The 26,252-nt window shown below is 70.2% G+C and carries 23 protein-coding genes; 18 read left to right on the top strand and 5 right to left on the bottom strand.

Translation table 11 applies throughout. The features are described 5' to 3' along the window. The 6 genes from ftsW to AKJ08_RS10995 all read left to right on the top strand — a co-directional run bounded on the left by ftsW (position 1) and on the right by AKJ08_RS10995 (position 7,090). Positions 1-1,182 carry a putative lipid II flippase FtsW gene (gene ftsW, locus AKJ08_RS11020; RefSeq protein ID WP_082343066.1) on the top strand — a complete coding sequence of 394 codons (1,182 nt, stop codon included), beginning with the start codon at positions 1-3 and terminating at the stop codon, positions 1,180-1,182. A 30-nt stretch (positions 1,183-1,212) separates the two neighbouring features. Continuing rightward, positions 1,213-2,313 carry an undecaprenyldiphospho-muramoylpentapeptide beta-N-acetylglucosaminyltransferase gene (gene murG / locus AKJ08_RS11015; RefSeq protein ID WP_050726114.1) on the top strand — a complete coding sequence of 367 codons (1,101 nt, stop codon included), beginning with the start codon at positions 1,213-1,215 and terminating at the stop codon, positions 2,311-2,313. A 125-nt stretch (positions 2,314-2,438) separates the two neighbouring features. Further along, on the top strand, positions 2,439-3,812 hold the full coding sequence (gene murC / locus AKJ08_RS11010; RefSeq protein ID WP_276202165.1) for a UDP-N-acetylmuramate--L-alanine ligase: 1,374 nt from the start codon (positions 2,439-2,441) through the stop codon (positions 3,810-3,812). A 43-nt stretch (positions 3,813-3,855) separates the two neighbouring features. Next, complete coding sequence (gene murB, locus AKJ08_RS11005) at positions 3,856-4,773, top strand: UDP-N-acetylmuramate dehydrogenase (RefSeq protein ID WP_050726112.1); 918 nt, start codon at positions 3,856-3,858, stop codon at positions 4,771-4,773. A 54-nt stretch (positions 4,774-4,827) separates the two neighbouring features. Beyond that, positions 4,828-5,757: a D-alanine--D-alanine ligase gene (locus AKJ08_RS11000; RefSeq protein ID WP_420806368.1), complete on the top strand. Its 930-nt coding sequence runs from the start codon at positions 4,828-4,830 to the stop codon at positions 5,755-5,757. Positions 5,758-5,950: 193 nt separating this feature from the next. Next, a complete protein-coding gene (locus AKJ08_RS10995; RefSeq protein WP_050726111.1) occupies positions 5,951-7,090 on the top strand; it encodes a Fic family protein in 1,140 nt (379 codons plus the stop codon). Positions 7,091-7,094: 4 nt separating this feature from the next. Here AKJ08_RS10995 and AKJ08_RS10990 read toward each other — a convergent pair whose 3' ends face one another. Continuing rightward, a complete protein-coding gene (locus AKJ08_RS10990; RefSeq protein ID WP_050726110.1) occupies positions 7,095-7,601 on the bottom strand; it encodes an aminoacyl-tRNA deacylase in 507 nt (168 codons plus the stop codon). Positions 7,602-7,741: 140 nt separating this feature from the next. Between AKJ08_RS10990 and AKJ08_RS10985 the strand changes: the two genes are divergently transcribed. The 7 genes from AKJ08_RS10985 to AKJ08_RS10955 all read left to right on the top strand — a co-directional run bounded on the left by AKJ08_RS10985 (position 7,742) and on the right by AKJ08_RS10955 (position 14,200). Next, positions 7,742-8,578, top strand: coding sequence for a cell division protein FtsQ/DivIB (locus AKJ08_RS10985; protein WP_050726109.1), 837 nt, complete (start codon positions 7,742-7,744; stop codon positions 8,576-8,578). A gap of 110 nt (positions 8,579-8,688) precedes the next feature. Beyond that, the gene (gene ftsA / locus AKJ08_RS10980) at positions 8,689-9,918 is read left to right on the top strand and encodes a cell division protein FtsA (protein WP_050726108.1); all 1,230 of its coding nucleotides are present in this window, start codon (positions 8,689-8,691) and stop codon (positions 9,916-9,918) included. Positions 9,919-9,943: 25 nt separating this feature from the next. Continuing rightward, positions 9,944-11,143, top strand: a complete 1,200-nt coding sequence (gene ftsZ / locus AKJ08_RS10975) for a cell division protein FtsZ (protein WP_050726107.1) — start codon at positions 9,944-9,946, stop codon at positions 11,141-11,143. 349 nt (positions 11,144-11,492) lie between these two features. Then, positions 11,493-11,696 carry a cold-shock protein gene (locus tag AKJ08_RS10970; RefSeq protein WP_050726106.1) on the top strand — a complete coding sequence of 68 codons (204 nt, stop codon included), beginning with the start codon at positions 11,493-11,495 and terminating at the stop codon, positions 11,694-11,696. Between the two features lie 87 nt (positions 11,697-11,783). Next, on the top strand, positions 11,784-13,136 hold the full coding sequence (locus AKJ08_RS10965) for an acetyl-CoA carboxylase biotin carboxylase subunit (RefSeq protein ID WP_050726105.1): 1,353 nt from the start codon (positions 11,784-11,786) through the stop codon (positions 13,134-13,136). Between the two features lie 51 nt (positions 13,137-13,187). Further along, positions 13,188-13,409 carry a biotin/lipoyl-binding carrier protein gene (locus tag AKJ08_RS10960; RefSeq protein WP_050726104.1) on the top strand — a complete coding sequence of 74 codons (222 nt, stop codon included), beginning with the start codon at positions 13,188-13,190 and terminating at the stop codon, positions 13,407-13,409. Between the two features lie 11 nt (positions 13,410-13,420). Next, a complete protein-coding gene (locus AKJ08_RS10955) occupies positions 13,421-14,200 on the top strand; it encodes an enoyl-CoA hydratase/isomerase family protein (RefSeq protein ID WP_050726103.1) in 780 nt (259 codons plus the stop codon). Between the two features lie 55 nt (positions 14,201-14,255). On the opposite strand, the gene AKJ08_RS10950 is transcribed toward AKJ08_RS10955, so the two are convergent. Then, a complete protein-coding gene (locus AKJ08_RS10950; protein ID WP_050726102.1) occupies positions 14,256-14,999 on the bottom strand; it encodes an FHA domain-containing protein in 744 nt (247 codons plus the stop codon). A 183-nt stretch (positions 15,000-15,182) separates the two neighbouring features. On the opposite strand from AKJ08_RS10950, the gene AKJ08_RS10945 reads away from it, so the two are divergent. After that, the gene (locus tag AKJ08_RS10945) at positions 15,183-17,003 is read left to right on the top strand and encodes a rhomboid family intramembrane serine protease (protein WP_050726101.1); all 1,821 of its coding nucleotides are present in this window, start codon (positions 15,183-15,185) and stop codon (positions 17,001-17,003) included. Between the two features lie 5 nt (positions 17,004-17,008). Here the strand turns inward: AKJ08_RS10945 and AKJ08_RS10940 are convergent, their stop codons facing one another. Then, a complete protein-coding gene (locus AKJ08_RS10940; protein ID WP_050726100.1) occupies positions 17,009-18,748 on the bottom strand; it encodes a serine/threonine-protein kinase in 1,740 nt (579 codons plus the stop codon). Positions 18,749-18,829: 81 nt separating this feature from the next. On the opposite strand from AKJ08_RS10940, the gene AKJ08_RS10935 reads away from it, so the two are divergent. From AKJ08_RS10935 to AKJ08_RS10925, 3 genes are all read left to right on the top strand, one after another. After that, positions 18,830-19,981 carry an AAA family ATPase gene (locus AKJ08_RS10935; RefSeq protein ID WP_050726099.1) on the top strand — a complete coding sequence of 384 codons (1,152 nt, stop codon included), beginning with the start codon at positions 18,830-18,832 and terminating at the stop codon, positions 19,979-19,981. 1 nt (position 19,982) lies between these two features. Then, positions 19,983-21,515 carry a vWA domain-containing protein gene (locus tag AKJ08_RS10930; RefSeq protein ID WP_050726098.1) on the top strand — a complete coding sequence of 511 codons (1,533 nt, stop codon included), beginning with the start codon at positions 19,983-19,985 and terminating at the stop codon, positions 21,513-21,515. Between the two features lie 121 nt (positions 21,516-21,636). Then, positions 21,637-22,542: a diaminopimelate dehydrogenase gene (locus tag AKJ08_RS10925; RefSeq protein WP_240475294.1), complete on the top strand. Its 906-nt coding sequence runs from the start codon at positions 21,637-21,639 to the stop codon at positions 22,540-22,542. A gap of 100 nt (positions 22,543-22,642) precedes the next feature. On the opposite strand, the gene AKJ08_RS10920 is transcribed toward AKJ08_RS10925, so the two are convergent. Both AKJ08_RS10920 and epmA read right to left on the bottom strand, forming a co-directional pair. Next, a complete protein-coding gene (locus tag AKJ08_RS10920) occupies positions 22,643-23,380 on the bottom strand; it encodes a lysophospholipid acyltransferase family protein (RefSeq protein ID WP_050726096.1) in 738 nt (245 codons plus the stop codon). Continuing rightward, on the bottom strand, positions 23,377-24,423 hold the full coding sequence (gene epmA, locus AKJ08_RS10915) for an EF-P lysine aminoacylase EpmA (RefSeq protein ID WP_050726095.1): 1,047 nt from the start codon (positions 24,421-24,423) through the stop codon (positions 23,377-23,379). The genes AKJ08_RS10920 and epmA overlap by 4 nt, the downstream gene beginning before the upstream one ends. Positions 24,424-24,505: 82 nt before the next feature. Here epmA and AKJ08_RS10910 point away from each other — a divergent pair, with 82 nt between their 5' ends. Further along, a complete protein-coding gene (locus AKJ08_RS10910) occupies positions 24,506-26,224 on the top strand; it encodes a flagellar basal body L-ring protein FlgH (RefSeq protein ID WP_050726094.1) in 1,719 nt (572 codons plus the stop codon). Positions 26,225-26,252: the final 28 nt, after the last annotated feature.

Here is a 26,252-nt window from a genome sequence, read left to right as displayed (position 1 = left end):
GTGAACGCCGAGCTCCGTTCCGAAGCCGTCTACGACGACGCCCGCGCCGATCAGGGCGACGAGGCACCCGCGTACGACCGGGTCCTGCTCTGGGCCGTCCTCGCCCTGACGGCCCTCGGCCTCACCATGGTCTACTCCGCCTCGGCGGTGAAGGCGGCCCAGGGCCTCGGCGACTCCTTCTACTTCGTGAAGCGGCAGGCCGCTGCGGCAGGTCTCGGCATGGCCGGGATGATCGCGGCCATGCGCTTCGGCTACAGGCGCCTCGAGCCCCTCGCCTACCCGATCCTGCTGGTCTCGCTGATCGCCCTGATCCTGGTGCTCATCCCGGGCATCGGCTCGATGGCCGGCGGCGCGCGGCGCTGGATCCGCCTCCCGCTCTTCAGCCTGCAGCCGGGCGAGATCGCCAAGGTCGCGATGGCCCTCTACCTCGCTCGCTCGCTCTCCCGAAAACGGGAGAAGGTGCGGGACTTCTCCATCGGCTTCGTGCCCCACACCATCGTCGCCGGCCTCTTCATCCTGCTGGTGCTCGGGCAGCCCGACTTCGGCACCGCGGTCACCATCGGCTTGATCCTCTTCGTGATGCTCTTCTGCTCGGGCGCGAAGATCTCCTGGCTCGTCGGCACCGTTCTCGTCTCGCTCCCCATCGCGTGGCACCTCGTCGCCGGCAAGGAGTACCGGATGAAGCGGATCCTGGCTTTCCTGGATCCGTGGAAGCACCGCCAGGACATCGGCTACCAGGTGGCGGAGTCCCTGATGAGCGTGGGCTCCGGCGGCCTCACCGGCCTCGGCCTCGGCGCCGGCAAGCAGAAGCTCTACTACCTGCCCGAGGCCCACACCGACTTCATCATCGCCGTGATCGGCGAGGAGCTCGGCCTCCTCGGGATCCTCGCCGTCCTCGTCCTCTTCGGCGTCGTGCTCTGGCGGGGGATGCGCGCCGCTTTCAACGCCCCGGACGCGTTCGGCGCCTACCTCGCCCTGGGCCTCACCGCGCTCCTCGGCGTACAGGCCATCGTCAACATGCTGGTGGCGATGGGCCTGCTCCCCACCAAGGGACTCACCCTCCCGTTCATCTCGTACGGCGGAACCTCGCTCGTGCTATCCCTCGTGTCCGCGGGCGTGCTCCTCGCGATCTCGAGCGGCACCGGCGGCTTCCTCCGCCCGCATCGGACGGTCCGGCGATGAAGGCACGGTTCAGGCGATGAAGGTGAGGCGATGAAGGTCGTGATCGCGGGGGGAGGCACCGGCGGCCATCTCTTTCCCGGAATCGCCCTCGCCGAAGAGGTGGTCACGCGCCACCCCTCCAACGACGTGCTCTTCGTCGGGACCGCCCGCGGCATCGAGGCGCGCGTGGTGCCCCAGAGCGGCTTCAAGCTCGAGCTCATCGACGTGACCGGCGTGAAGGGGCGCGGCCTCAAGGGCCTCATCGGCGGCTTGCTCCGGTTGCCCGCTGCGGTGCTCCGGTGCATGACGATCCTCCGGGAGTACCAGGCGGACGTCGTCGTCGGAGTCGGCGGGTACGCGAGCTTCCCCATGGTCTTCGCCGGCTTCCTGCGCGGGATGCCCACCGCGATCCAGGAGCAGAACGCGCTCCCGGGCCTGACAAACCGCCTCCTCGGAAAGATCGCGCGGACCGTCTTCATCTCCTTCGACGAGGCGGCGCGCTTCTTCCCCAAGGACAAGGTCCACAACGTAGGCAACCCGATCCGCAAGGCGCTGATGGAGAACTTCCTCAGGCCCCAGGAGCCCCACGAGCGCTTCCGAATCCTGATCTTCGGCGGCTCCCAGGGCGCCCACGCGATCAACGTCGCCGCCATCGACGCCGCGCGGAAGCTCGCGCCCATGCGCGACAAGCTCGAGATCCTCCACCAGACCGGCGCCGCGGACCGGGAGTTCACGCGCAAGGGCTACGCCGACGCCGGCGTCCGCGCCGAGGTGGTGGAGTTCATCGACGACATGTCCCGGGCCTACGCCACCAGCAACCTGGTGATCTGCCGCTCCGGCGCGACCACGCTCTCCGAGCTCACCGTCTGCAAGAAGGCCGCGATCCTCGTCCCCTTCCCGTACGCCGCCGACAACCACCAGGAGGTGAACGCACGCTCGCTGGTGGAGAAGGGCGCCGCGGTGATGATCCGCCAGCCCGAGCTCGACGGCGAACGCCTCGCCTCCGAGATCTCGAGCCTGATGGAGGATCCGTCGCGCCTGAAGAAGATGGAGCGGGCGGCGGGCCTCCTCGGCCGCCCCGAGGCCGCGAAGGAGATCGCCGACGTCTGTGTGAATCTCGTTTACCGGGGGAGAGAGCAGGGCGCGGGCTGACGGTCGCGCCGCTTCGCCGCCACACGGGCATGGAGCCAGGTGGTCGGACGTTCGGCGTTCCCGGCTCGCAGGCGGTTCTTCTGGAGACAGGCGCCCGGGCGCGGGCAGAGCGGTTGGAGAGAGACGTGTTTCGAGGCAGAAGGCCGACCATCCACTTCGTAGGCATCGGCGGGATCGGGATGAGCGGCATCGCCGAGGTGCTCGTGAACCTCGGCTATCCCGTCACGGGCTCCGACCTCAAGGAGGGCGACACCACCCGCCGCCTCGAGGGCCTCGGCGCGCGGATCGCAGTCGGTCACCGGGCCGAGAACGTGGGCAAGGCCGACGTGGTCGTGATCTCCTCGGCCGTTCGCCAGCAGAACCCCGAGGTGGTAGAGGCGCGCCGCCGGGCCATCCCCGTGATTCCCCGGGCGGAGATGCTCGCGGAGCTCATGCGCCTCAAGGTCGGCATCGCCGTCGCGGGCTCCCACGGCAAGACCACCACCACCTCGATGATCGCCCACCTCCTCGCCGCGGGCGGCCTCGACCCCACCGCCGTGGTGGGCGGCAAGCTCAACAACCTCGGCTCCAACGCCAAGCTCGGCAACGGCGAGTACATGGTGGTGGAGGCCGACGAGTCCGACGGCAGCTTCCTGCGCTTCTCGCCGGCGATCGCCGTCGTCACCAACGTCGACCCTGAGCACCTCGACCACTACGGCGACTTCGACACGCTCCAGCGCGCCTTCGTCGACTTCGTCAACAAGGTGCCCTTCTACGGCGTGGCCGTGATGTGCGCCGACCACCCGGTGGTGCAGGCGATGCTCCCCAGCGTCGACCGCCGCTGCGTCACCTACGGGCTCTCGCCCCAGGCCGACTACCGGGCCGAGGCCATCGAGACGAACGCCTTCGAGGTGAAGTTCGTGGCCACGAGGGGAGGCGAGCCGCTGGGCGCCTTCCGCCTCCCCATGATCGGCCTCCACAACGTGCAGAACGCCCTGGCCGCCATCGCCGTCGCCGACGACGTGGGCCTGCCCATGGACAAGGTGCGCGACGCCTTCGAGACCTTCTCGGGTGTGCAGAGGCGTTTCACCATCCGTGGAGAGGCGGCTGGTGTCACCGTCGTCGACGACTACGGGCACCATCCGGCCGAGATCAAGGCCACCCTCGACGGCGCCAGGCGGGCCTTCCCCAAGCGGCGGATCGTCGTCGCCTTCCAGCCCCACCGCTACTCGCGGACGCGGGACCTCCTCGCCGACTTCGCCACCTCCTTCAACGAGGCCGACCGCCTGCTCGTCACCGAGATCTACGCCGCCAGCGAGGATCCGATCCCGGGCGTCACCGGCGAGGCCTTCGCCGGCGCCGTCCGCTCCCACGGCCACCGCGACGTGGACTTCGCGAAGCGGTCCGGGCTCGCCTCCACGCTGCGCGGGGCCGTCCGCGAGGGCGACCTGGTGATCACTCTTGGCGCCGGCGACATCAGCCAGGTGAGCACCGAGCTCCTGGAGCTCCTGGGGCAGTGAGCGTGGCACGGGTCACCATCGGCCGCGACGGGAGCCTGGCGCGATGAGCCTCCACGGCGAGCTCTCGCGCCATCTGCGCGGCGAGCTGCGGGCGAACGAGCCCCTGGCCGTCCGCACGAGCGTGCGCACCGGCGGGGCGGCCGACCTCTTCGCCAGGCCCGCCGACTCCGACGATCTCCGCGTCCTCCTCGTCGCCTGCGCCTCGGCGGACGTCCCCGTCACCGTCCTCGGCGGCGGCGCCAACAGCCTCGTCGCCGACGACGGTGTGGAGGGCGTGGTCGTCCGCCTCCCCGCCGCTCCCGCCGAGGAGGCGCTCGACGAGTCCGGCGGCAGCTTCGTCCTCTCCGCCGGCGCGCCCATCACCAAGGTGCCCCAGCTCATGAAGGCCCACGGCCTCGTGGGCGCCGAGTTCCTCGCCGGCATCCCGGGCACCCTCGGCGGCGCCACCGCCATGAACGCCGGCACCAAGAACGGCGAGCTCGTGCAGGTGGTCGAGGCCGTCGAGCTCGCCTCCGCCAGCGGCGTGCGCTGGATCCCGCGCGACGAGCTGACGTGGCGCTATCGCCGCTGCGAGCTCCCCGTGGGCTCGGTGGTGACCCGGCTGCGGCTGCGCCTGCGTCGCGTGGACGAGGCGGGCCTCCAGGCCTCCCGCGCCGCCATGGAGGCGGACCTGGGATACCGCAAGCGGACCCAGCCGTTGCAGCTCCCCAACTCGGGGAGCGTCTTCACCAACCCGCCGGGCGACCACGCAGGCCGCCTCATCGAGGCCTGCGGCCTGAAGGGGCGGCGGCAGGGGGGCGCCCAGATCAGCGAGCTCCACGCCAACTGGATCGTGAACCTGGGCGGCGCGCGTTCTTCGGATGTACGCTTCCTCATCGAGGCCGCGAAGGCCGAGGTCGCCGCGCGGTTCGGCGTCGAGCTCACCCCCGAGGTGAAGCTCCTGGGCCGCTGGGGCGTTTGATCCTTGCACCAAGCGCGCGCAAGGGCGCGCGAGAGACATCGGGACGACGATATCGTGAGCGAGATGAAGACGAAGAAGGTGGTGGTCCTCTACGGGGGAAGGTCGGCGGAGCGCGAGGTCTCCCTGTGGACCGGAGCCGCCATCCACAAGGCGCTGGCCTCCCGCGGCTACGACGCCCACCTCCTCGACGTCGAGCTCGACGTCGCCGCGCGCCTCCGCGAGCTCGGCGCGGAGGCCGTCTTCATCGGCCTCCACGGCCGCTTCGGCGAGGACGGCTGCATCCAAGGCCTCCTCGAGTCCATGGGCCTGCCCTACACGGGCTCCGGCGTCCTCTCGAGCGCCCTCGCCATGGACAAGGTCGCCTCCAAGCAGGTCTTCGACGCCCGCGGCATCCCCACGCCTGCCTGGGTCTCCATGCGCCCCGAGAAGGCCCGCAAGCTCCAGGCCGAGGACCTCCCGTTCCCGCTCCCCGTCGTGGTCAAGCCGGCCTCCGAGGGCTCCTCCGTCGGCGTCCATATCGCCCGCGACCAGGCCGCCCTCACCGCCGCCTGCGAGGACGCCGCCCGCTTCAAGGGCGACGTGATCCTCGAGCGCTACCACAAGGGCCGCGAGGTCCAGGTCGCCGTCCTCGACGACGAGGCCCTGGGCGCCATCGAGATCGTCCCCGCCGCCGAGTTCTACGACTACCAGGCCAAGTACAAGTCCGGCGGCACCACCCGCTACCTCTTCCCGGCCCCGCTGCCCGAGCCTCTCTACAAGGCCACCCTCGACGCGGCCCTCGCCGCCCACCGAGCCCTCGGCTGCTCCGGCGCCACCCGCACCGATCTGATCGTCTCCGACGACGGCGACCTCCGGGTGCTCGAGGTGAACACGTTGCCGGGCATGACCGAGACCTCGCTCCTCCCCAAGATCGCCGCCGGCGTCGGCCTCGACTTCGCCGACCTCTGCGAGCGCATCCTCGCCGGCGCGTCGCTCAAGGCCTGAGCGCCGCGCGCCTGAAGGGAAGACCATCTTCCCGAACGGCGGCCGTATCACGGGCTCGGTCGGCGGAGGGGAGGGCATGCGATCGGCCGGCCCTTGCGGTGAATGGGGTCTCCAATCACCGCAGTGCCTGCGGCGATTCACTTGCCCGGAGGCCAAGCGAGGCGCAGAATCTCCGCAAGGAGTGCGGTGAATCGTGCCTTTCATCCACGAGCGCGCGGGATGGCCCGCCCTGGAGTGGGATCTTCCGACTCTTGCCGAGCGGCTCGCCGACGTTCGCCATCGACAGGGCCGACTGTTTGGCCGGATGGAGGGGATTGGGTTTCCGCTGAGATCGGAGACGCTCCTCCAGACCCTCACGGCAGACGTGATCACGTCGAGCGAGATCGAGGGAGAGATCCTCGATCGGGCGCAGGTTCGCTCTTCCATCGCTCGGCGGTTGGGGATCGACGAGGGCGGCCTGCAGCCGGTGGATCGGAACGTCGAGGGGATGGTCGAGATGATGCTCGACGCGACGCAACGGTTCGCCGAGCCCCTGGCGGAGGAGCGGCTGTGTGGCTGGCACGCGGTCCTGTTCCCGACCGGCTTCAGCGGCATGAGGCGGATTCGGGTCGGGGGATGGCGGCCAGAGGATTCAGGGCCGATGCAGGTGGTGTCTGGGCCGATTGGACGAGAGCGTGTCCATTTCGTCGCTCCAGCGCCCTCCCGCGTTCCGTCTGAGATGGGCTCGTTCCTCGATTGGTTCGAGAGCGGAGCCGCCCCCCGCGACCCAGTCCTCCGCGCCGGTTTGGCGCACCTGCGATTCGTCACGATCCATCCTTTCGAGGATGGGAACGGACGCATCGCACGCGCGATCACCGATCTCGCACTTGCCCGTTCAGACGGAAGCTCGCAGCGCTACTACAGCATGTCCGCGCAGGTGTGCCGGGAGCGGAAGGGCTATTACGAGATCCTCGAGTCCACACAGCGAGGAACGCCCGACGTCACGCCGTGGCTGGACTGGTTCCTCCGGTGCCTCGGGCGCGCGATCGAAGGAGCCGAGGCGACTCTCGCCTCGGTCCTCGATGTGTCTCGATTCTGGGACGAGCACCCGCGGGAGACACTCAACGAGCGCCAGCGCATCGTCATCCAGCGACTCCTCGGCCCGTGGACGGGAAAGCTCACCACCTCCAAGTGGGCGAAGCTGGCGAAGTGCTCGCAGGACACGGCCCTGCGCGACATCTCGGAGTTGATTGCCCGCGGCATTCTGCGTCGCGAGGCGTCTGGCGGCCGGAGCACGAGCTATGCGCTCGTCGGCCGAGCCGCGTCTCCGTCGCCAGAGCGCGACGATCCGTGACGAGCTACACCTCGGCGGGCATCGCGTGGCGCCACGGCTCGCCGGGCATCACGGCGATCGGGGCGAGGAGGGGGCGCTCGAGGATCAGATAGTCCTCCGTGCGGAGCTCGATGAGGTCGTCGTGGGTGCCGGCGTTCATCAGGATCCGGTCGATCGCGAGGAGGCTCGGATCGAAGATCACCGGCAGGTTCCAGAGGCCGCCGAAGGGAGGCTCGGCGCCGACCTCGCAACCCGGGAAGAGCTCACGCATGCGGTCCTCGTCGCTGAGGATCGCGTCTTCGGTCTCGGTGGCGTCGCAGACCGCGTCCAGGTCGACCCAGGTCGGCGCGGGGACCACGCAGATCACCTCGTCGCCGGCCGCCAGGTCGACCACCACGCTCTTGGCGAGCTGCCAGCCCGAGATGCCCTCGGCCTCGGCGGTCTCCTGGGAGGCGATGGCCCGCGGGTGCCCGAGGAAGCGGTAGGGCGTCCCGCGTTCGCGAAGGTATCTCTCGAGCCGAGGCTGGATCACGTCGGGCCCCTTTCCTTGCGCCACCGCGCGCCTTGAACCTGGGCACGTCCGCCCTCGCCGACAGCGCAGATCAAAAACGTGAGACGTTTTCCACAGGCGGAAAACTGGCCCCTCCGGCAGGCCGCATCGATCGTGCGACCGTGGCCAATCGTCGAAAGAAAGATCGCGCGGAACAGCGCCGCGTCGCTGGAGCCTTCGCTCGCCGCGCCTCGCTCGCCGCCGCCAAGGCAACCGCGGTCCTCGCCGGGATCGTGGCAATCGCGGGCGCTGTCCGCTACGTCCACCGCTTCGCGACCACGAGCCCGAGCCTCGCGATCACGACGCTCTCGATCGTCGGAAATGATCGTGCGACGGAGCTCGAGATCCGGACGCTCGCCGGGATCGCGGAGGGGGACAACTTCTTCCGAACGGATACGGAGGCGGCCGAGAGGCAGCTCCGCAGCCACCCTTGGATAGCCGACGTCAGCGTGTCACGAAGTTTCCCACAGGGAGTCGAGATCTCCGTCCTTGAGCGGAAGGCCGCCGCTCTCGTAGACCTGGGTGGACTCTACCTCGTCGATCGAGGTGGAGAGCTCTTCAAGAAGGTGGCGACTGGGGATCCCTTTGATCTCCCCGTCGTCACCGGCCTGCCGCGGGAAGAGTGGTCGGCGAGGCCCAAAGAGGCGCGGGAAAAGCTCGGCGAGGTTCTGGATGCGCTCGAGGTCTATTCCGGACGAATGCTCGCAGGCAGCCGCCCGCTCTCGGAGATCCACTTCGACGAGGCGGAGGGGCTCACCCTCTACCTCGGCGAGCGGGGAATGGCAGTGAAGCTCGGCCGCGGTGATCTCGAGCGAAAGCTCGAGAGGCTCGAGCGCGTGATCGCCGTGGCGTCTCGCAGGGGCGAGGAGCTCGAGCTGGTTCGTCTCGATCACCGCACGAGGCCGGGATGGGTCGCTGCCCGGCTCGCGGAGGGCGAGGCGCAGAAGAAAGGCGGCTGAAAGGCCGCCAGCAGGAACTGTAGGACGCGGCGCGGCTCTTCCGAGAGGAAGGCCGACCACGCCGAGAGAGCTCCTCCGGAGACGGAGGGAGCGGGAAAGGAAGGCCGGCCATGGCCAAGAAGGGCGAGCTGATCGTCGGGCTGGACATCGGCACCACCAAGATCTGCGCGATCGTGGGGGAGGTGACCGATCAGGGCCTCGACATCATCGGCATTGGCAGCCATCCGTCGAAGGGGCTGCGCAAGGGGGTCGTCGTCAACATCGAGGCCACCGTCTCGTCGATCAAGCGCGCGATCGAAGAGGCGGAGCTGATGGCGGGCTGTGAGATCAACACGGTCTACACCGGGATCGCCGGCGGCCACATCAAGGGCTTCAACTCCCAGGGGATCGTTGCGGTCAAGGACAAGGAGGTCCGCGAGACGGACATCCAGCGCGTGGTCGACGCGGCGAAGGCCGTCGCGATCCCGCTGGATCGCGAGGTGATCCACGTCCTTCCGCAGGAGTACATCCTCGACGATCAGGGCGGCATCAAGGAGCCCCTCGGCATGGCCGGGGTTCGCCTCGAGGCCAAGGTCCACATCGTCACGGGCGCGGTCTCCTCGGCGCAGAACATCATCAAGTGCGCGAACAAGACCGGCCTCAACGTGGCCGACATCGCGCTGCAGCCCCTCGCCTCCGCCGAGGCGGTGCTGGGCGAGGACGAGAAGGAGCTCGGTGTCTGCCTGGTGGACATCGGCGGCGGCACCACCGACATCGCGATCTTCTCGGGCGGCGCCATCGCCCACACCGCCGTGATCGCCCTCGGCGGCAACAACCTCACCAGCGACATCGCCATCGGCCTGCGCACGCCTGCCCACGAGGCGGAGCGGATCAAGCAGAAGGCGGGCTGCTGCCTGCCCTCGATGGTCGATGAGGCGGACACGATCGAGGTCCCCAGCGTCGGCGGTCGCCAGCCGCGCGTGCTCTCTCGCCGGATCCTCACGGAGATCCTCGAGCCCCGCGTGGAGGAGATCTTCCAGCTCGTCCACCGCGAGATCCAGCGCTGCGGCTACGAGGACCTCCTCGCGTCGGGGATCGTGATCACCGGCGGCACGACGCTGCTCCCCGGGATGCCGGAGCTCGCCGAGGAGGTGACCGGCCTCCCGACGAGGCGCGGCTACCCCCGCGGGATCGGCGGCCTCGTCGACGTCGTGAAGAGCCCGATGTACGCCACCGGCGTGGGCCTCGTGCTCTACGGCGCTCGCCACCTGGACCTTCGCAACTTCAAGATCCGCGAGGACGAGGGGACGTACAAGAAGGTCGGCAAGCGCATGAAGGAATGGTTCGCCGAGATCTTTTGATCACAGCTCACCAGGGGCCAATGAAATGATCGAGTTCGAAGGACAGACGATCGTACCGGGTGCGAAGATCAAGGTGATCGGCGTCGGCGGTGGTGGCGGAAACGCGATCGGCAGCATGATCGCCTCGGGCCTCTCCGGCGTGGACTTCATCGTCGCCAACACGGACATCCAGGCGCTGGCGTCGAGCCGGGCGCCGTTCAAGATCCAGCTCGGACCGCAGCTCACCCGCGGCCTCGGCGCCGGCGCGAACCCCGAGGTGGGCCGCGCCGCCGCCCTCGAGGATCGGGAGAGGCTCGCGGAGCTCCTCGAGGGCGCCGACATGATCTTCGTCACGGCCGGCATGGGCGGTGGCACCGGCACCGGTGCGGCGCCCGTGATCGCCGAGGTCGCGAAGGAGCTCGGCGCGCTCACCGTCGGTGTGGTGACCAAGCCCTTCGGCTTCGAGGGCAACCGCCGGGCGCGGCAGGCCGAGGCCGGCATCGAGGCGCTGCAGGGCGCGGTGGACACGCTGATCACCATCCCGAACCAGCGCCTCCTCTCGGTCGCCGACAAGCGGACCCCGCTCCTGGAGTCGTTCCGCCGCGCCGACGAGGTGCTGCTGAACGCGGTGCAGGGCATCGTGGATCTCATCCAGAACCACGGCTACGTGAACGTCGACTTCGCCGACGCCCGCGCGGTGATGGCGGATCGCGGGATGGCCCTGATGGGCACGGGCCGCGGCGGCGGCCAGGATCGCTGCCTCGACGCGATGCACGCCGCGATCGCCTCGCCGCTCCTCGAGGACGTCTCGATCAACGGCGCGACCGGGATGCTGATCAACATCACCGGCCCGGACGACCTCTCCCTCACCGAGGTGGACGAGGCGCTCTCCCTGGTGCGCGAGGCCGCCCACGAGGACGCCAACATCATTTTCGGCAGCGTGGTCGACCCGAAGATGGAGGACGAGGTCAAGATCACGATCATCGCCACCGGCTTCGCCCAGCGCCACGCGCCTCGGCAGGCGGCCCCCGTTGCGCAGGGCCGTGCCCTCCAGGGCGCCGCTCCCGCTGGCCGCGCGCAGCCGCCTCCGCCTCCGAAGGAGGAGCTCGCGCTCACGCCCGGGCCCCGCGGCCTCCCGGCCACCCGGAGCAACTACGGCCAGATCCTCCGTGAGGTCGGCGCCGAGGTCGAGGACGAGCTCGACATCCCGACATTCCTGCGGCGGGGCGCTTCCGGCTCCGTCTGAGAGCGAGGCGTTTCCGATCGGAGCGCATTTGAAGAAGTCGGACCCGCCTCGCGCAGGTCCGACTTCTTTACGTTTTGAGCCCTTTCGAACGAGCGCTCCCCGCTTCCGGGAGCGCTCCCGCCCTCGGGAACCGTTTCCCAGCCGACTCTTGCGAATTCGAGTGCCGGTACCCGTCTTGACACTTTCTTGGCGGCTACGTTAGCGTGCTTCCGCTTCACACAAGCGAGTCAACCGCGGTGGCCTCCTCGATTGGGGTGCCGTGGGGCAGGGGTACGGGGGAGTCCCGGGGAGGGACTGCCTCAGGGCACAACACGGGGCGTTAACGGCGCCCAGAGCAAAGGAAGCACCGATGGCGCAGGGTACGGTCAAGTGGTTCAACGACGCGAAGGGCTTCGGATTCATCTCCCAGGAGGGGGGCGAGGACGTCTTCGTGCACTTCTCGGCCATCACGATGTCCGGGTTCAAGACTCTCGCCGAGGGCGAGGCGGTCGAATTCGATGTGACCCGTGGCCCCAAGGGGCTGCAGGCGGCGAACGTGCGTCGCCCCGAGTAATCTCGGCTCGCATTCTTGACCCAACCGAAGGTCCGGGAGCTATATCTCCCGGACCTTCGCACGTTTAAGAGAGGTCGAGAGCAAGAGATGTTCAAAACCATATTGATTGCGAATCGCGGAGAGATCGCCAAGCGCATCGCGGACGCCGTTCGCCCCATGGGCGTGAGGACGGTCGCGGTCTACAGCGACGCGGACGCCGGCGCGCCCCACACCCGAGCGGCGGACGTCGCCGTGCGGATCGGCGGCCCGGCTCCGAGGGACAGCTACCTCGACATGGACGCGATCCTCGAGGCAGCGAAGGTCACCGGTGCTGAGGCTATTCACCCCGGGTACGGCTTCCTCTCCGAGAATCCCGTCTTCGCGCGGAAGGTGGCCGAGGCCGGCCTGACGTTCATCGGCCCGCCGCCCGAGTCGATGGAGCGGATGAAGAACAAGGCCGAGGCGCGCCGCCTGGTGTCCGCCTTCGACGTTCCGGTGGTCCCCGGAACCGAGGACGTGGTCTCCTCCGTCGAGGAGGCCAAGGAGGCGGCCGCGCGGATCGGCTATCCCGTACTGATCAAGCCGGCGGGAGGAGGCGGCGGGATCGGCATGGCCGCCGCCCACGACGAGGCTGGCCTCGAGAAGGCCCTCCGCCAGGCGAGCGACCGCGCGCGCTCGGCTTTCGGCCGCGACGCCGTATACCTCGAGCGCCTCCTCGAGACGCCCCGGCACATCGAGGTCCAGATCCTCGGCGACGCCTTCGGCAACACCCTCCAACTCTTCGAGCGCGAGTGCTCGATCCAGCGCCGGCACCAGAAGGTGGTCGAGGAGGCCCCGTCGCCCCTCTTCTGGGAGGGAAAGACCGAGCTCCTCGAGCGGATCTACAGCGCGGCGGTGCGGGCGGCGAAGGCCTTCGGCTATTCGAACGCCGGCACGGTGGAGTTCCTCGTCGACGGCGACGAGTTCTACTTCATGGAGATGAACGCCCGGCTCCAGGTGGAGCACCCGGTCACGGAGCTGACGACCGGGATCGACCTCATCCGCTGGCAGCTCCGGATCGCCGCCGGAGAGCGCCTCGACCTGCGACAGGAGGAGGTCCGCCGCAGCGGCGCCGCCATCGAGCTCCGGATCTACGCCGAGGATCCCGTGCGCTTCCTCCCTGCGCCGGGAACGATCACGACCTGGGAGCTCCCGGAGGCCGAAGGCGTGCGCCTCGACGCGGGCTACGAGGCAGGACAGCAGGTCACTCCGTACTACGATCCCCTGCTCGCCAAGCTCATCGTCGCCGGCGCGAGCCGGGACGAGGCGATCGAGCGCACGCTGGCGGCGGTGCGATCCTTCCGGATCGAGGGTGAGAAGTTGAAGACCAACCTTGCCCTCCACGAGCGGATCCTCACCGACCCCGCCTTCCGGGCGGGCGACCTCGACACCCACTTCCTGGAGAAGCACGCGCGGCCCTGATCGGCCGCGGGTTGGGGTAGTCTCCGCCCCGCACACTTCCCAACGAGAGGCATGAGCATGGCAGTCGAGATCCCCGCCCACATCACCGGCACCATCTGGAAGATCGAGAAGCGGAAGGGTGACGCGGTCAGCGAGGGCGACGTGCTCGTCATCCTCGAGTCGATGAAGATGGAGATGCCGCTGGAGGCGCCGGAGAACGGCGTCGTCCAGGACGTGCGCTGCTCCGAGGGGCAGGCCGTCCAGGAAGGCGACGTGCTGATGGTGATCGGTTAGGCACTCATCTCATGGGCGCGCTTCATATCGATCGCCGGGAGGGCGGCGTCCACGTGTTCACTCTGGCCAACGAGGCCAAGCGGAACGCCGTGGATCCCGAGCTCCTCGAGGCGCTCCGGTCGGCGGCCGTGGCCTCCGACGCCGAGGGCGCGCGCTGCCTCGTCCTCACGGGCGAGGGCCCGCGCGCGTTCTGCTCCGGGTACGACCTGCGCGTGCTGCGAGAGAAGGGGGGCTCCGAGGAGCGCCTCCCGGACGTGGCCCTGCAGGAGACCCTCCACGCGCTCGAGCGGGCGGCGCCGCCGGTGATCGCGGCGGTGAACGGCGCGGCCTTCGGCGCCGGCGGTGAGCTCGCGGTCGCCTGCGATCTACGGATCGCCGCCGAGAACGCGACCATCGCGATGCCGCCCGCGCGCCTCGGGATCGTCTATGCGCCGGAGGGCCTGCAGCGCTTCGTGGAGCTCGTGGGCCTCTCGCGCGCCAAGCGCCTCTTCTTCACCGGCGATCCCATCGGCGCCAGTGAGGCCCTGGAGCTCGGCCTCGTGGACGAGGTGGTGCCCGAGGGCCAGGCGCTGGACAGGGCCGTCGAGCTCGCGGAGCGGATCGCCCGCAACTCGCCGCGAGCGGTCCAGGGCATGAAGCGGATCCTCACCCTGATGCGGCGGCGCGAGCTCCCCGCGGCGGCGGTGGCGGAGGTGGAGGCGCTTCGGCGGGCCTCGTTCGCTTCCGAGGACGCCCAGGAAGGGATCGCGGCGGTGCTCGAGCGCCGGGAGCCTCGCTTCTCGGGACGCTGAGCCAAACGAGAGCGTCGTTGTCTGCGCGAGAACCGTGCCCGGCTGGCCGATTCCTTCAGGCGCGCGGGATCCGGACGAGCTCGCCGGGCCCGACCATGCGCATCGGCAAGGCGCCGACGACGACCGTGTCCCCCGGGCGGAGGACCGCGTCGGCGCAGGACTCCCCGTTGACCGCGAGCGGGAGCGAGGGGTTCGCGCGGACGATCCGGCGCCCGCCTCCCGGGACCGGCTCGATGCGGCAGTGGAGCGGCGCCAGCGAGCGGTGATCGATCGAGAGATCGGCTCCGGGGCTCCTGCCGAGCCACAGCTCCTTCTCCGCGAGGACCAGCACCCGGCCCGGGAGCTCGCCTCCGACGATCACCAGCCTCGGCGCGTCGATCGCGACGTCGAGGTCGGCGTCGGGCGGCCGAGGGGCCTTGCCCGGAAAGGGCGGGATCGGGATCCCGGCCGGCCCCGGCGAGCCTCCGCTCTTCGGGAGGGTCGAGGTCGTCTCGGGGGGCGCAGCCTCGCGGGGCGGGCGCTCGACCGCGAGCAGGTAGTCCCCCACCGAGATCCGATCCCCTGGCGAGACCTGCCGGCGGCCCAGGATCGGGCTACCGTTCACCCAGAGGCCGTTCGAGCTCTGGAGATCCTCGACGAAGACCGACTCGCCCGCGCGGAGGAAGCGACAGTGGCGGCGGGAGACGTTGCGCTCGGTCAGCCGGACGTGGTTGGCCTCGTGGCGGCCGATTGTGAGCTCGTCCTGCTCGAGCGGGACCAGGTACTTCCGGCCCGTGTCGTCCTCGATGATCAGTCTCAAGGCCGGCCCTCGCTTGCCCGGGGCAGCGGTGGAACGCCCCAGCCGGGCGATGGTAGCATCGGGCGACAGGTGCTCCTAGCGCCTTCGAGGCATGGGTGTCGGGCGTCGGAACCGGGCGGCGGACCGGCCATTGGAACTTCCCGGACCAGGATCTCCACTCGCGGAGCCGAAGGCGGAGCAGAAATGAAGAGCGTTTCCGCGCGGAGCGCGGCTGAAGAAGTCGGGCCCGATTCGGCGGGACCGACTTCTTCACACGCTCAGAGCCTGTCGAGCACCATCACGATCCGGGGCCCGGGAGGCGAGGAGACCCTCGAGCTCGAGGAGTTCGAGGAGCGCGTCGAGCGGGGCCAGATCGACCCCGCCAGCGAGGTCCGCTTCCCGCCGGTGACCGGCGCGGGATGGGTCCGGGCGGTGGAGCTCGAGCCCTTCCGCGGACGCTACGAGCCCCGGGCCCTCTACTTCAGCCGCGCCTTCCACCTCGGGCGGATCCCGCTCCTGACCATCGCCCTGGCCCTCGCGAACGTGGCGGTCTTCCTGCTCTCCCGGCGCGCGGGTCCGGTCGACACCGGGACGCTCCTCGACTTCGGAGCGAAGGCGGGGCCCCTCCTCCACGACCTGGGTGAGCTGTGGCGGCTGCTCACCGCCAACTTCGTCCACCGGGACTGGGCCCACCTCGGCTTCAACCTCTTCGTGGTCTTCCACTTCGGCGCGGCGGTCGAGAACGCCTACCGGCCCCTCGACTACCTGCTGATCCTCTTCGCCGCCGCCCTCGGCACCACGACGCTCAGCTACGCGATGACCGACGCCGCCTCGGCGGGGGCGTCGGGGATCGCCTACGGGATGTTGGGCGCGGCGGTGGTCTTCGGGCTGAAGTACCGCCGGATCCTCCCCGCGCGCTACCGCAGCGTCCTCGGCGGCGCCGTCTTGCCCACGGTGTTCGTATTCCTCTACATCGGGTGGATCTCCTCCGGCGTCGACAACTGGGGACACGTGGGCGGCCTCGTGGCGGGGGCGACGGTGACCGCGCTCCTCAGCCCCAGGCTCCTCGGCGATCCTCCCGGCCTACGCTCCACGGTCCTCACCCGGATCGCGCCCCTGGCCTTCGGCCTCCTCGCGGTCCTGGCCGGCGGCGCGGTCCTCCGGGATCGCCTTCCCGCGCTCGTGGAGGTGAGGAGCCCGCGCTACGGCCTCGCCCTCGAGCTTCCGACGCGATGGCTCCAGCGCGACGAGCTCGTCTTCGACAACGGGATGACGGCGAGCGGCAGGGCGTCGCTCACGGCTGGAGTGCGGCTCGCGGACGAGTCGCCGGATCTGGAGTCGGCGGCCGCTGCGTTCGTGGCGCGGGAGCTCGCGCCCGAGGAGCAGGCGGGCCGGATCTCCCAACTGGAGCTCGGCAGGCTCCGCTGGGCGTTCGTGGGAGGCATGCTCGGCGTGGCCCAGGAGGTGCGCTTCGTCGCGGACGAGACCCCGATGCGGGTCACCGCCCACCTATTCTCCCGTGGAAATCTCCTCTACAACCTGATCGTCGCGCGCCCGAATCGCCTGGACGGCTACGATCGGGTGTTCGAGAGGATCCTCGCCACCGTGCGCCCCATCGAGCCGGAGTTCCTCCTGGAGGCCCGGGAGCGCGTGCGGATCGAGCCGTCGCGCTACGAGAGCTGGATGTCGCTGGCGGACGCGGAGAGGCAGCTCGGCAACTCACGCCAGGCCACCGAGGCGGTGGAGTCAGCGGAGCGGCTCCAGCCGGGGCGTTGGGAGGCGGCGGCCCGCCTCGCCGATCTCTCGTTCCAGGACGGCCTCCCGGGCGAAGGCTGCCGCCACGCGGCTGCCGCTCGCCGCCTCGCTCCCGAGGAGCCGCTGGCGCTGCTGGTGCTCGCCGAGTGCACGATCTCCCATGGCGATCCCGCTGCGGCTGCGACGATGCTCGATCTGGCGCTGGTGGCGCGGCCGCCCGAGCCGATCCTTCGGGCGCGGCTCGAGCGCCTCCGGGCGACGCTTCGCTAGAGGGGTCAGAGCCTCTCGAGGGTTCGGATAATCACGGGCCCCGGATCGTGCGGCCAGTGGACGAAGGAGTCCTGCTGGTAGCCGCGCAGCTCGAGCTCGACCCGGTGGGCCTCGTTCGTGGCGATGCCCGGGATGTCCGTCGGCGTGAGGCCGACGTAGTGGCCGTCCACCGTCACCCGCGCCCCCGGGGGCTGCGACTCGACCCGCAACGTGCCGATCGAGGACTCCAGGGACACCTTCGCCCGGGCCAGGAGGCTGTTGGCGGCCTCCGGGCGCACGCCCGCGTCCTTGTATCCCGACAGACGCACGACGACCTCTCCGCCACGGGGCACGGGAGAGTCGTCGAGGACGAGCGGCGTTCGGCCAAGGGGAACGCCTTCGAAGAGCACCTCCGCGCCAGCGGGCTCGCTCAGGACCACGAGCGCCGGCGGCTGGCTCCGCTGCCAGCCGACGACCGAGCCCGCTCCGGCGACGAGGCCGGCCGCCGCGGCAGCGGCGATGAGGCCCGGTCGCGGGCTCCCACGGAAAGGCCCCGAGGCGACGCTGCGAGGGACCGACCGGGAGGAGGTGCGGGTCCTGCTGCCGGGCGGAGGCGGCTCGGAGAAGGTCGAATCCGACAGTCCCGAGACGAAGATCCGTGTGCCCTGGCCTGGCGGAAGCTGTGGCGCCGTCGCTTCCGTTGGCTGCGCCGGAAGGGCGGGGACCGGCGTCTCCCCGGTCTTCGACCGGGCGTTGGCGAGCACCTTGATGTGGAGGGAGTCGTTCGCCCGCAGGCGCTGCTGCCGCTCGATCCGCTCCCGGTAGAGGTCGCGCATCGACGCCGAGAGGTGCTCGGCGACGGCGCTGGTCGGGGTCGGGAAGAGGACGTCCATCAGCTCGTCGGCCATCTCCTTGGCCGTCTGGAACCGATTTTCCACCGAGCGTGCGAGGCTCTTCAACACGAAGGCGTCGATCTCGGCGGGGAGGCCGGCGCGGATCTTGGACGGAGGGACCACCTTCTTCTTGCGCGACTCGATCAGCGCTTCCACCGTCTGGACGCGGCCGAAGGGGTGGGTGTCGGTGAGGAGCTCGTAGAACATCACGCCCACCGCGAAGAGATCGACGCGGTGGTCGAAGCGCTCGCCTTCCGCCTGCTCGGGGGACGCGTAGCTGAGCTTCCCCATGAGCGTCCCCTCCTTGTAGTTGGAGAGGGAGCTCTGCGCGGCGCGGGCCACCCCGAAGTCCAGGAGCTTCACGCCCCCTTCCCAGGTGACCATCACGTTGTCCGGCGAGACGTCGCAGTGGACGATGCCGAGGGCCCTGCCTGCACCATCGGTGCGCTTGTGCGCGTACTCCAGACCTCGGAGCACCTCGATGCAGAGGTACATCGACTGCTCGATGGTCAGGGGCCTGCCCATCTTCCGCGAGAGGAAGATGAGGTCGTGGAGGGTGGCGCCCTCCACCAGCTCCATCGAGATGAAGTACTGGCCCTCGATCTCCCCGAGCTCGAAGATCTGGGCGATCGTGGGGTGGGTCAGCGCGACCGTGAGCTTGGCCTCGTTGACCAGCATCCGCACGAACTGCGACTCGGAGGAGAGGGCGGGGAGGATCCGCTTGATCACCAGCTCCTTCTCGAAGCCGCCGCTCCCCGCCATCTTCGCGCGGTAGATCTCCGCCATTCCTCCCATTCCGAGCTTCTGGAGGAGGAAGAACTTCCCGAATACGTGTGGCCGGAAGGGCTCGGCGGGACTGGTCGAAGAAGCCATTGGGGACGAATCCTAGGCTGTTCCGGCGCGGTCCTCAATGCTGCGGGCATGGGATCCGGGCCTGCGGCGGTTAGAGGCGGCATGGAATCGAAGCCGAAGCGCGTCCTCGACCTCATCCGCAGCGAGCTCTCCGCGTCCTTCTTCGAGAGGGACGACGTCATCGAAGGCCTCCTCTGTGCCCTCGTGGCGGGCCAGCACGTCCTCCTGCTCGGTCCTCCCGGCACCGCGAAGAGCGAGCTCGCACACGAGCTCTGCCAGCGGATCGAGGGGGCCGATTACTTCCAGTGGCTGCTCACGCGATTCACGACCACCGAGGAGCTCTTCGGGCCGATCTCGCTCAAGGGCCTCGAGCAGGACCGCTATCTGCGCGTCACCGCGGGCAAGCTCCCGCGGGCCCACATCGCGTTCCTGGACGAGGTGTTCAAGGCGTCCTCCTCGATCCTCAACACCCTGCTGACGATCCTGAACGAGCGCCGCTTCGACGGCGGAGACGGGCCCTCGAAGGTCCCGCTGCTCTCCCTGGTGGGGGCGGCGAACGAGCTCCCGGAGGACGAGGAGCTCTCTGCCCTCTACGACCGCTTCCTCCTCCGCTATCAGGTCGAATACCTCGCCGAGGACTTCCGCTTCCTCCAGATGCTGCGCGCCGGGCCGCCTGCCGTCCGCTCGACCCTTCGCCTCGACGAGCTCACCGAGCTGCGGGCGAACGCCGCCGCCGTGGAGGTCCCGGGCGAGATCCTCCAGGACCTCGCCACCCTGCGCAGGATCCTCTTCGACAAGGACGTGGTGGCCTCGGATCGCCGCTACCGGCTCTCGCTCGAGCTCCTCCGGGCCCGCGCCGCGATCCACGGCCGAGCGAAGGTGACCTCGGACGACCTCGCGCTCCTGTCCCACGTGCTCTGGACCGAGCCGGACGACAAGGGCGCGGTGGAGGAGGCGCTGCGCCTCGTCTCGCGGGGCCACGAGGACGAGGTGGAGAAGCTGCTCTTCCAGGCGCGGGAGGTCGCCGAGAGCGCCCAGGGGCCGCACGAAGACGAGGAGATCGCCGACAGGGCCTCGGTCGAGGCGCTGTCCAAGCTCCACGACCTCGCGCGCAAGGTGGATTCGATCGTGGACGAGGCCAGGGGACGCGGCCGCGCCCTCGAGAAGGTGAGCGCCATGCGGGAGGAGCTCCGCAGGCTGGTCCGCCAGCTCCTCGCCGAGGACGGGAGCCGCGAGGCCGAGTCGAGGCACTAGCATGAACGACGCGCACCTCGTCGAGACCGACGCCTACGACCGCGATGCCCGCGCACGCGCCCTCGACGTTCTCGCGATCGATGTGCTGGTGGAGCAGGGGAGCCGGCTGCTCCCGCACTTCGGCGAGCTCCTGGAGGACCTCTTCGCGGTCTGCTTCAAGCTGGTGATCCGCTTCCGGAGCGACGATCGGCGCTCCCTCGAGTGGAATCGCCGGGTGCTCTCCTTCGTGGAGTCGGCCGCGGAGCTCGCCGAGCTGCGCAGCGCCTGCGCCCTGGATTCCGTCCGCTCGGCCTCCGCAGCCCTCGCCATCGGCAAGGCGGTGCTCGGCGAGGTTCGCAAGGGCGAGATCCTCGTGGACGAGGAGCTCCTCGCCGGCAAGGAGCTGGAAAAGAGCGAGGAGCGGATCGGCGAGATCGAGCGGAGCCTCGCCGCGCTTCGGGAGGAGGGCCTTCCCCCCGGGATCGAAGAGCGGTTCCGGCGCGAGCTCGAGCGCGAGCGCGAGAAGAAGGACGAGCTGGGCAGCCGCTTCGACGGCGCTCTCGACGAGCTGCCTGCGTCGTTCTCGGGCATGGTGCAGGAGCAGACGAGGGCCGCCGCGGCTCGGGCGGGCGAGGACGATGAGCTCGTCCAGGAGCTCGCGGAGGCGGTGGGCAGCCGAATCCCCGAGGGCGCCGCCGAGCGGCTCGCCCTCGCGGAGAGGCTCCGGGAGAGCGAGAAGCTGCGTCGCCTGGCCGCGATCGCGGGCGCCTTCCGCTTCGAAGCGCTGGCGGCGCGCAAGCGGCGGATCCGCCGAGCGCCCACGGAGACGTTCCGGGTGGGACGGGGAGGCGAGCTCTCCCGCCTGCTGCCGAGCGAGCTCGTCTCGCTGATCGGCGAAGGGCCGAGGAGACTCGATTTCCTTCGAAGGCTCGCCGAGCGCGACCTCGCCGAGTACGAGCTTCAGGGCTCGGATCGCGGCGGCCGCGGTCCGCTGGTGGTCTGCGTGGACGGCTCGGGCAGCATGCGCGGCCCCAGGGAGCTCTGGTCCAAGGGGATCTCGCTGGCGCTCCTCGAGATCGCCCGGAGGCAGAACCGCCGGGCCGAGGCGATCGTCTTCTCCGGAAGCGACGTGCCCCTCGCCCGCTTCGAGCTCCTTCGCAGCAAGGGGCCTGGAAGAGGCGGGAGGCGCGAGGCCGAGCTCGCGCAGGTGATGGATTTCGCCACGCACTTCCCCGGCGGCGGCACCGACTTCGAGGGGCCGCTCCGGGCGGCGCTCTGCCTGCTCCAGGACGTCCGGCTCTCCAGGGGCGACATCGTCTTCCTGACCGATGGCGGCGCGCCGCTGAGCAGCCCCTTCGTCCGGGAGCTCCAGGAGGAGAAGCGGCGGCTCGGCTTCTCCATCTACGGTGTGCTGATCGATGATCCCGTGTCTCGGCCCGCCAGCGGCGGAGAGCTCGAGAGGGGCGCCAGGGAGCTCCGGAAGATCGCCGATCGCCTGACCACCGTGACCCGCCTGACCTCGGGGGCGCTGCACGATCTCTTCGAGCGGCTCTAAAGCGAAAGGCGATCCTCGGCGCGAGGTCGCGCGTGCAGAAGTTGCCGGCTTCGCGCTACAAACGCGCGTCGGGATCCCGATGCGCGCACCCGGGATCCGAGAGCCTCGAGGAGCCCGCCACGTGACCCGCACCAAGAAGCGAATCGCTGTCGTCGGCTACGGGAACGTGGGCCGCCATTGTCTGGATGCGGTCCTCGAATCGCCGGACTTCGAGCTCGCCGGCGTGGTCCGCCGGGAAGCCGCGCCTGCGCCGGCGGAGCTGCCGGGCGTGGCCTTCGCGACGAGGGTCGACGAGCTCGGCGAGGTCGACGGCGCGCTGCTGGCGTGCCCGACTCGTAGCGTGCCTGCCGTCGCCCGCGAGCTCCTCGCCAAGGGCATCGCCACCTGCGACAGCTTCGACATCCACGGCGAGCCGCTCCTCGCGCTGCGGCGGGAGCTCGGCGACGTGGCCGTGTCGGCGGGCACCCGAGCGGTGATCTCGGCGGGCTGGGATCCGGGGACCGACTCGATGATCCGCGGGATCCTCGAGCTCATGGCCCCCCGCGGCCTCACCTACACCAACTTCGGACCGGGGATGTCGATGGGCCACACCGTGGCCGCGAAGGCGATCCCCGGCGTGAAGAGCGCGCTCTCGATGACCTTGCCGGCGGGGCAGGGCGTCCACCGCCGCGCGGTCTACGTCGAGCTCGAGGAAGGCGCCGACGCCGCCGAGGTCGAGGCGGCGATTCTGCGCGACGCCTACTTCGCCCACGACGAGACACGGGTCCGCTTCGTCGACGACGTCGCCGCCCTGGTCGACACGGGACACGGGGTGGTGCTCGAGCGCAAGGGGGCGTCCGGCCGGACGCACAACCAGCAGTTCCGCTGGGAGATGCGGATCCAGAACCCGGCCCTCACCGCCCAGGTGATGGTCTCGGCCCTTCGAGCCGCCTTCCGCCAGGCCCCGGGCTGCTACACGCTGCTCGAGCTGCCGATCGCGGATCTCCTCCCGGGCGACCGCGAGACCTGGATCCGCAAGCTCGTCTAGAGCGCCTAGGGCGAAGCCGGAGGCGGAGCAAACGAAAATAGGCGGTCTCGCGCGAAGCGCGAGCTGAAGAGATCGGGCCCGCGCCGCGGGTCCGATCTCTTCACGCGCCGACGCGTGCCTCTTCGGCCTCTGCCATCAGGCGCTCGACCGATGTGCGGAGCTCGTTGGTGAGCGCCTCGCGGTCCGGAAGGTCGCAGCCGGCGACCTCGATCGGCTCGCCGAACGCGACCCCCACCACTCCCGGCTTCAGCGAGCGCGCGCCCTTCGGCAGGAGCGCCGCCGTACCGGCGACGGCGACCGGGAGCAGCGCGAGACCGGTCTGGAGGGCCATCATCGTCGCGCCGCGCTTGAAGGGGAGGAGGGAGCCGTCGACCGAGCGGGTCCCCTCCGGGAAGAAGAGGATCGAGAGATCCTTGCCCACCCTCCGGCCGAGCTCCTCCAGCCTCCGCGTGGCGTCCTCGGACCGCCGCCGATCGATCGGGACGTTCCCCGCGGCCCAGATCGCCTGGCCGAAGATCGGGATGTGGAAGAGCGAGCGCTTCGCGACGAAGCGGACCTTCTGGGGCGCGGCGCAGAGGACGATCGGCGGATCGAGGAGGCTCTGGTGGTTCGAGGCGATGATGAACTGCCGGTCGTGATCGAAGCGATCGAGGCCGCGCACCACGTACCGCACCCCGGAGGCCGCGAGCACCGTGTGGCCCCACGCCTTGGCCACCGCCTTCGTGCCGTGGTTCCTCCCCAGGCTGAGCACGCTCAGGGCCGTGGAGAGCGCGCCGAAGCCCACGGTGGCGGAGGCGATCGTCGCATAGGCGAGGGTGTTCCGGAGCAGATGGCTCATAGCTCCTCCGAGGAGGGAAAGAGCAGGACCTCGTCGATGGACTCGAAGCCGCCGAGGATCATGAGCAGGCGATCCACGCCGACGGCGACGCCCGCACAGTTGGGCATCCGGCCGACCGCTTCGATGAAGCGCTCGTCGAGGGGATAGACCCGCTTGCCGAGGCGCCTGCGCAGCTCCTGCTCGGCGACGAGGCGCGCGCGCTGCTCGGCCGAGTCGTTCAGCTCGTAGTAGCCGTTCGCGATCTCCCGACCCGCGATGTAGAGCTCGAAGCGCTCCGCCACGTCGGGATCGTCCGGGCGGAGCTTCGCCAGGGCGGCCATGCTCGCGGGCCAGTCGACGAGGAAGGTGGGGCGGGGCCAGCCCAGGGTCGGCTCGATGGCCGTGAGGAAGATCGTGAAGAAGAGATCGTCGAAGCTCTTGCAGGAGGGCGGGGGATCGAAGCCGCGCTCGCGGGCGCGGGCGAGCAGGAGCTCCGCGTCGCCGTTCATGGGGAGCTCGATCCCGGCACGGGTCGCGAAGGCGTCCTTCACCGAGAGTCGATCCCAGGGCGGCGAGAGATCCACCTCGGCACCGTCGACCTTCACGCGCTCCGAGCCCGCGATCGCCTGGGCCCCCCGCGCCCCCAGCTCTTCGAGGTCGCTCAGGATCGGCCCGTAGGCGCGATGCCCTTCCTCCGCGCGGATCACGCGGTAGAACTCGAGCATCGTGAACTCGGGGTTGTGGCTCTTCGCGATCTCGCCGTTCCGGAAGACCTTGCCCAGCTGGAAGATCCGCTGCCAGCCGTCGGCGAGGAGCCGCTTCATCGCGAACTCGGGGGAGCCGTGGAGCCACATGGGGCGCTCGTCTCCCGAGGCGCCCATCTCCGGCACGAAGCGGGTCTCGAAGCAGTCGACGTGGGGCTCCATGCCGGGGGCCGGGACGAGAAGGGGCGTCTCGACCTCGTCGAAGCCGGCCTCCTCGAAGTATGCGCGGATACGGGAGTAGAGCTTCTGCCGCGCCCGGGAGGCGGGGCGCTTGCGGAGCGTAGACGACGTGGGGCTCATCGGCGCGAACCTATCCGCGATGGCGCTGGAGGGGCAAGCCGATGTCGCCCAAAGCGCCCTGACCGGATAAGGTCGCGCGTTCATGCTGAAAACCTCTACCTGGATCCCGCTCCTCCTCGTCGCCGCAGCCGGCTGCGCGACCGTCGCACCCGAGCCGAAGCCGCTGACCGTCGACGCGCCCAAACCTCGTCTTCCGTCCAAGAAGGATCGCGAGCGCGTGGTCGATGCCCGCCGCGAGGCGGAGGGTCTCCTCACCCGGCAGGCGGAGCTCCTCCATCGCGCCTGGGTCGAAGGCGCTGCGCCGGGTGCGGTCTCGGCCGAGACGGCGCTCTTTTCGAAGGAGACGATCGAGTCGGTGCGGAGGGTACGTACCGCCGAGCGCGAGCCCGATCGGCGCCAGGCGTTGGGCCTGCTCGAGGCCTACCTCACTGGCGAGCAGGTCGCCCGTGAGCTCGAAGAGCTGGACGCCAGGGTCGCGTCCCTCGAGGCGGGTGCGCGCTTCGAGGCGGGCGGGGAGATCCACGCCCTACGGGAGCTCGGGCGGCTCCTCGCCGCCGAACCCGACTCCGGACGGCGGAGCGCGCTCGCAGCTGCCGCCGCCGTGGCTACGCGACCGATCGCCGCCGCCCTCGGGGAGCGGAATGGGCGGATGGAGGCGCTGGCCAGGAAGCTGGGGTACCGGGACGCGTCCGCGCTGGGCGCCTTTGTCCACCAGGTCGATCGTGACGCGCTGAACACTCTCGCCGGCGATCTCCTGGACTCGACCGGGTCGGCGTTCCGCTCGGCCCTGGACAACGCCGCGCGCCGGGAGCTGGGGCTCGAGCCCGGCGAGCTTCGGCGCCCGGACCTGCCCAGGCTCTTCCGCGGCGTCACCTTTGACGCCCGCTACCCGAGCGATGGCGGTGGGCTGGAGGCGATCCTCTCGACGTTCGAAACGCTCGGCATCGGCTTCGACGGCGTGAGGCGCGAGAGCGCCTCGGCGGACGGCGGCGCCGATCCGGCCTGCTTCCCGATGAGGCCGCCGTCGGATGTCCGGCTCGTCCTCGGCGCGGCGCCGGCCGCGGATTGGGGCGCCCTCTTCCTCGAGGCGGGCTGTGCCGCCCAGGCCGCCCACGCGGAGGGCGAGGGCTTCGAGCTCCTCCAGCTCGGGAACCGCGCTTCGGTGGAGGGGCTCGCCCGGGTGGTCGAGGGCCTCACGGAGTCGCCTGCGTGGCTCCGGGATCACACTCTGCTCACCGTAACGGAAGCGGAGGCGCAGCTCGCCGGGAGCGCGCTCCGGCGCCTCTTCCTCGCCAGGCGGACGGCGGCGCATCTCCTCTTCGATCGGGAGCGCTCCGGCCTCGCGGCGGGGAAGGCGGCAGGCCGCTCGCGAGAGCTCCTCGAGCAGGCCTTCCTCTTCCCGATCGCCCCGGACGCGACAGCCGACCTCGAGCCGCGCGTGCCCTTTGCTGGAAGCGAGCGCTTCGTCGCGGAGATCCTGGCCGCGACGATCGAGGAGCAGCTCGAATCCCGCCATGGCGAGAGGTGGTGGTCGTCCGGAGAGGCCGGCGCGGAGCTCCTGCGCCTCTTCGCGCTGGGCGCACGCGCCAGCCCGGACGAGCTCGCACGGGCGGCCGGTGCGGAAGGGCTCGGAGTCGGCCCCTGGGTCCGCAAGCTGGAGCGGCGGCTCGCGCCGTTGCTGGCCGCGCCTCCGTCTCCGGAGCCGTCGCGGGCTGAGCCTCCGCCGGCGCCTGCCCCGGCCCCGGTCCAGGAGGAGCGCGAGGCGCTTCCCCCGGACCTCGTGTCGTCGCGGAGCGTGTGAAGGGATCGGCCCCGCAAGAGCGGGACCC

It is taken from the genome of Vulgatibacter incomptus (genome assembly GCF_001263175.1).
In the GTDB taxonomy this organism is placed as follows: domain Bacteria; phylum Myxococcota; class Myxococcia; order Myxococcales; family Vulgatibacteraceae; genus Vulgatibacter; species Vulgatibacter incomptus.
The sequence above is the reverse complement of the archived record's forward strand: the minus strand, read 5'-3'. Positions and strand labels throughout refer to the sequence as shown.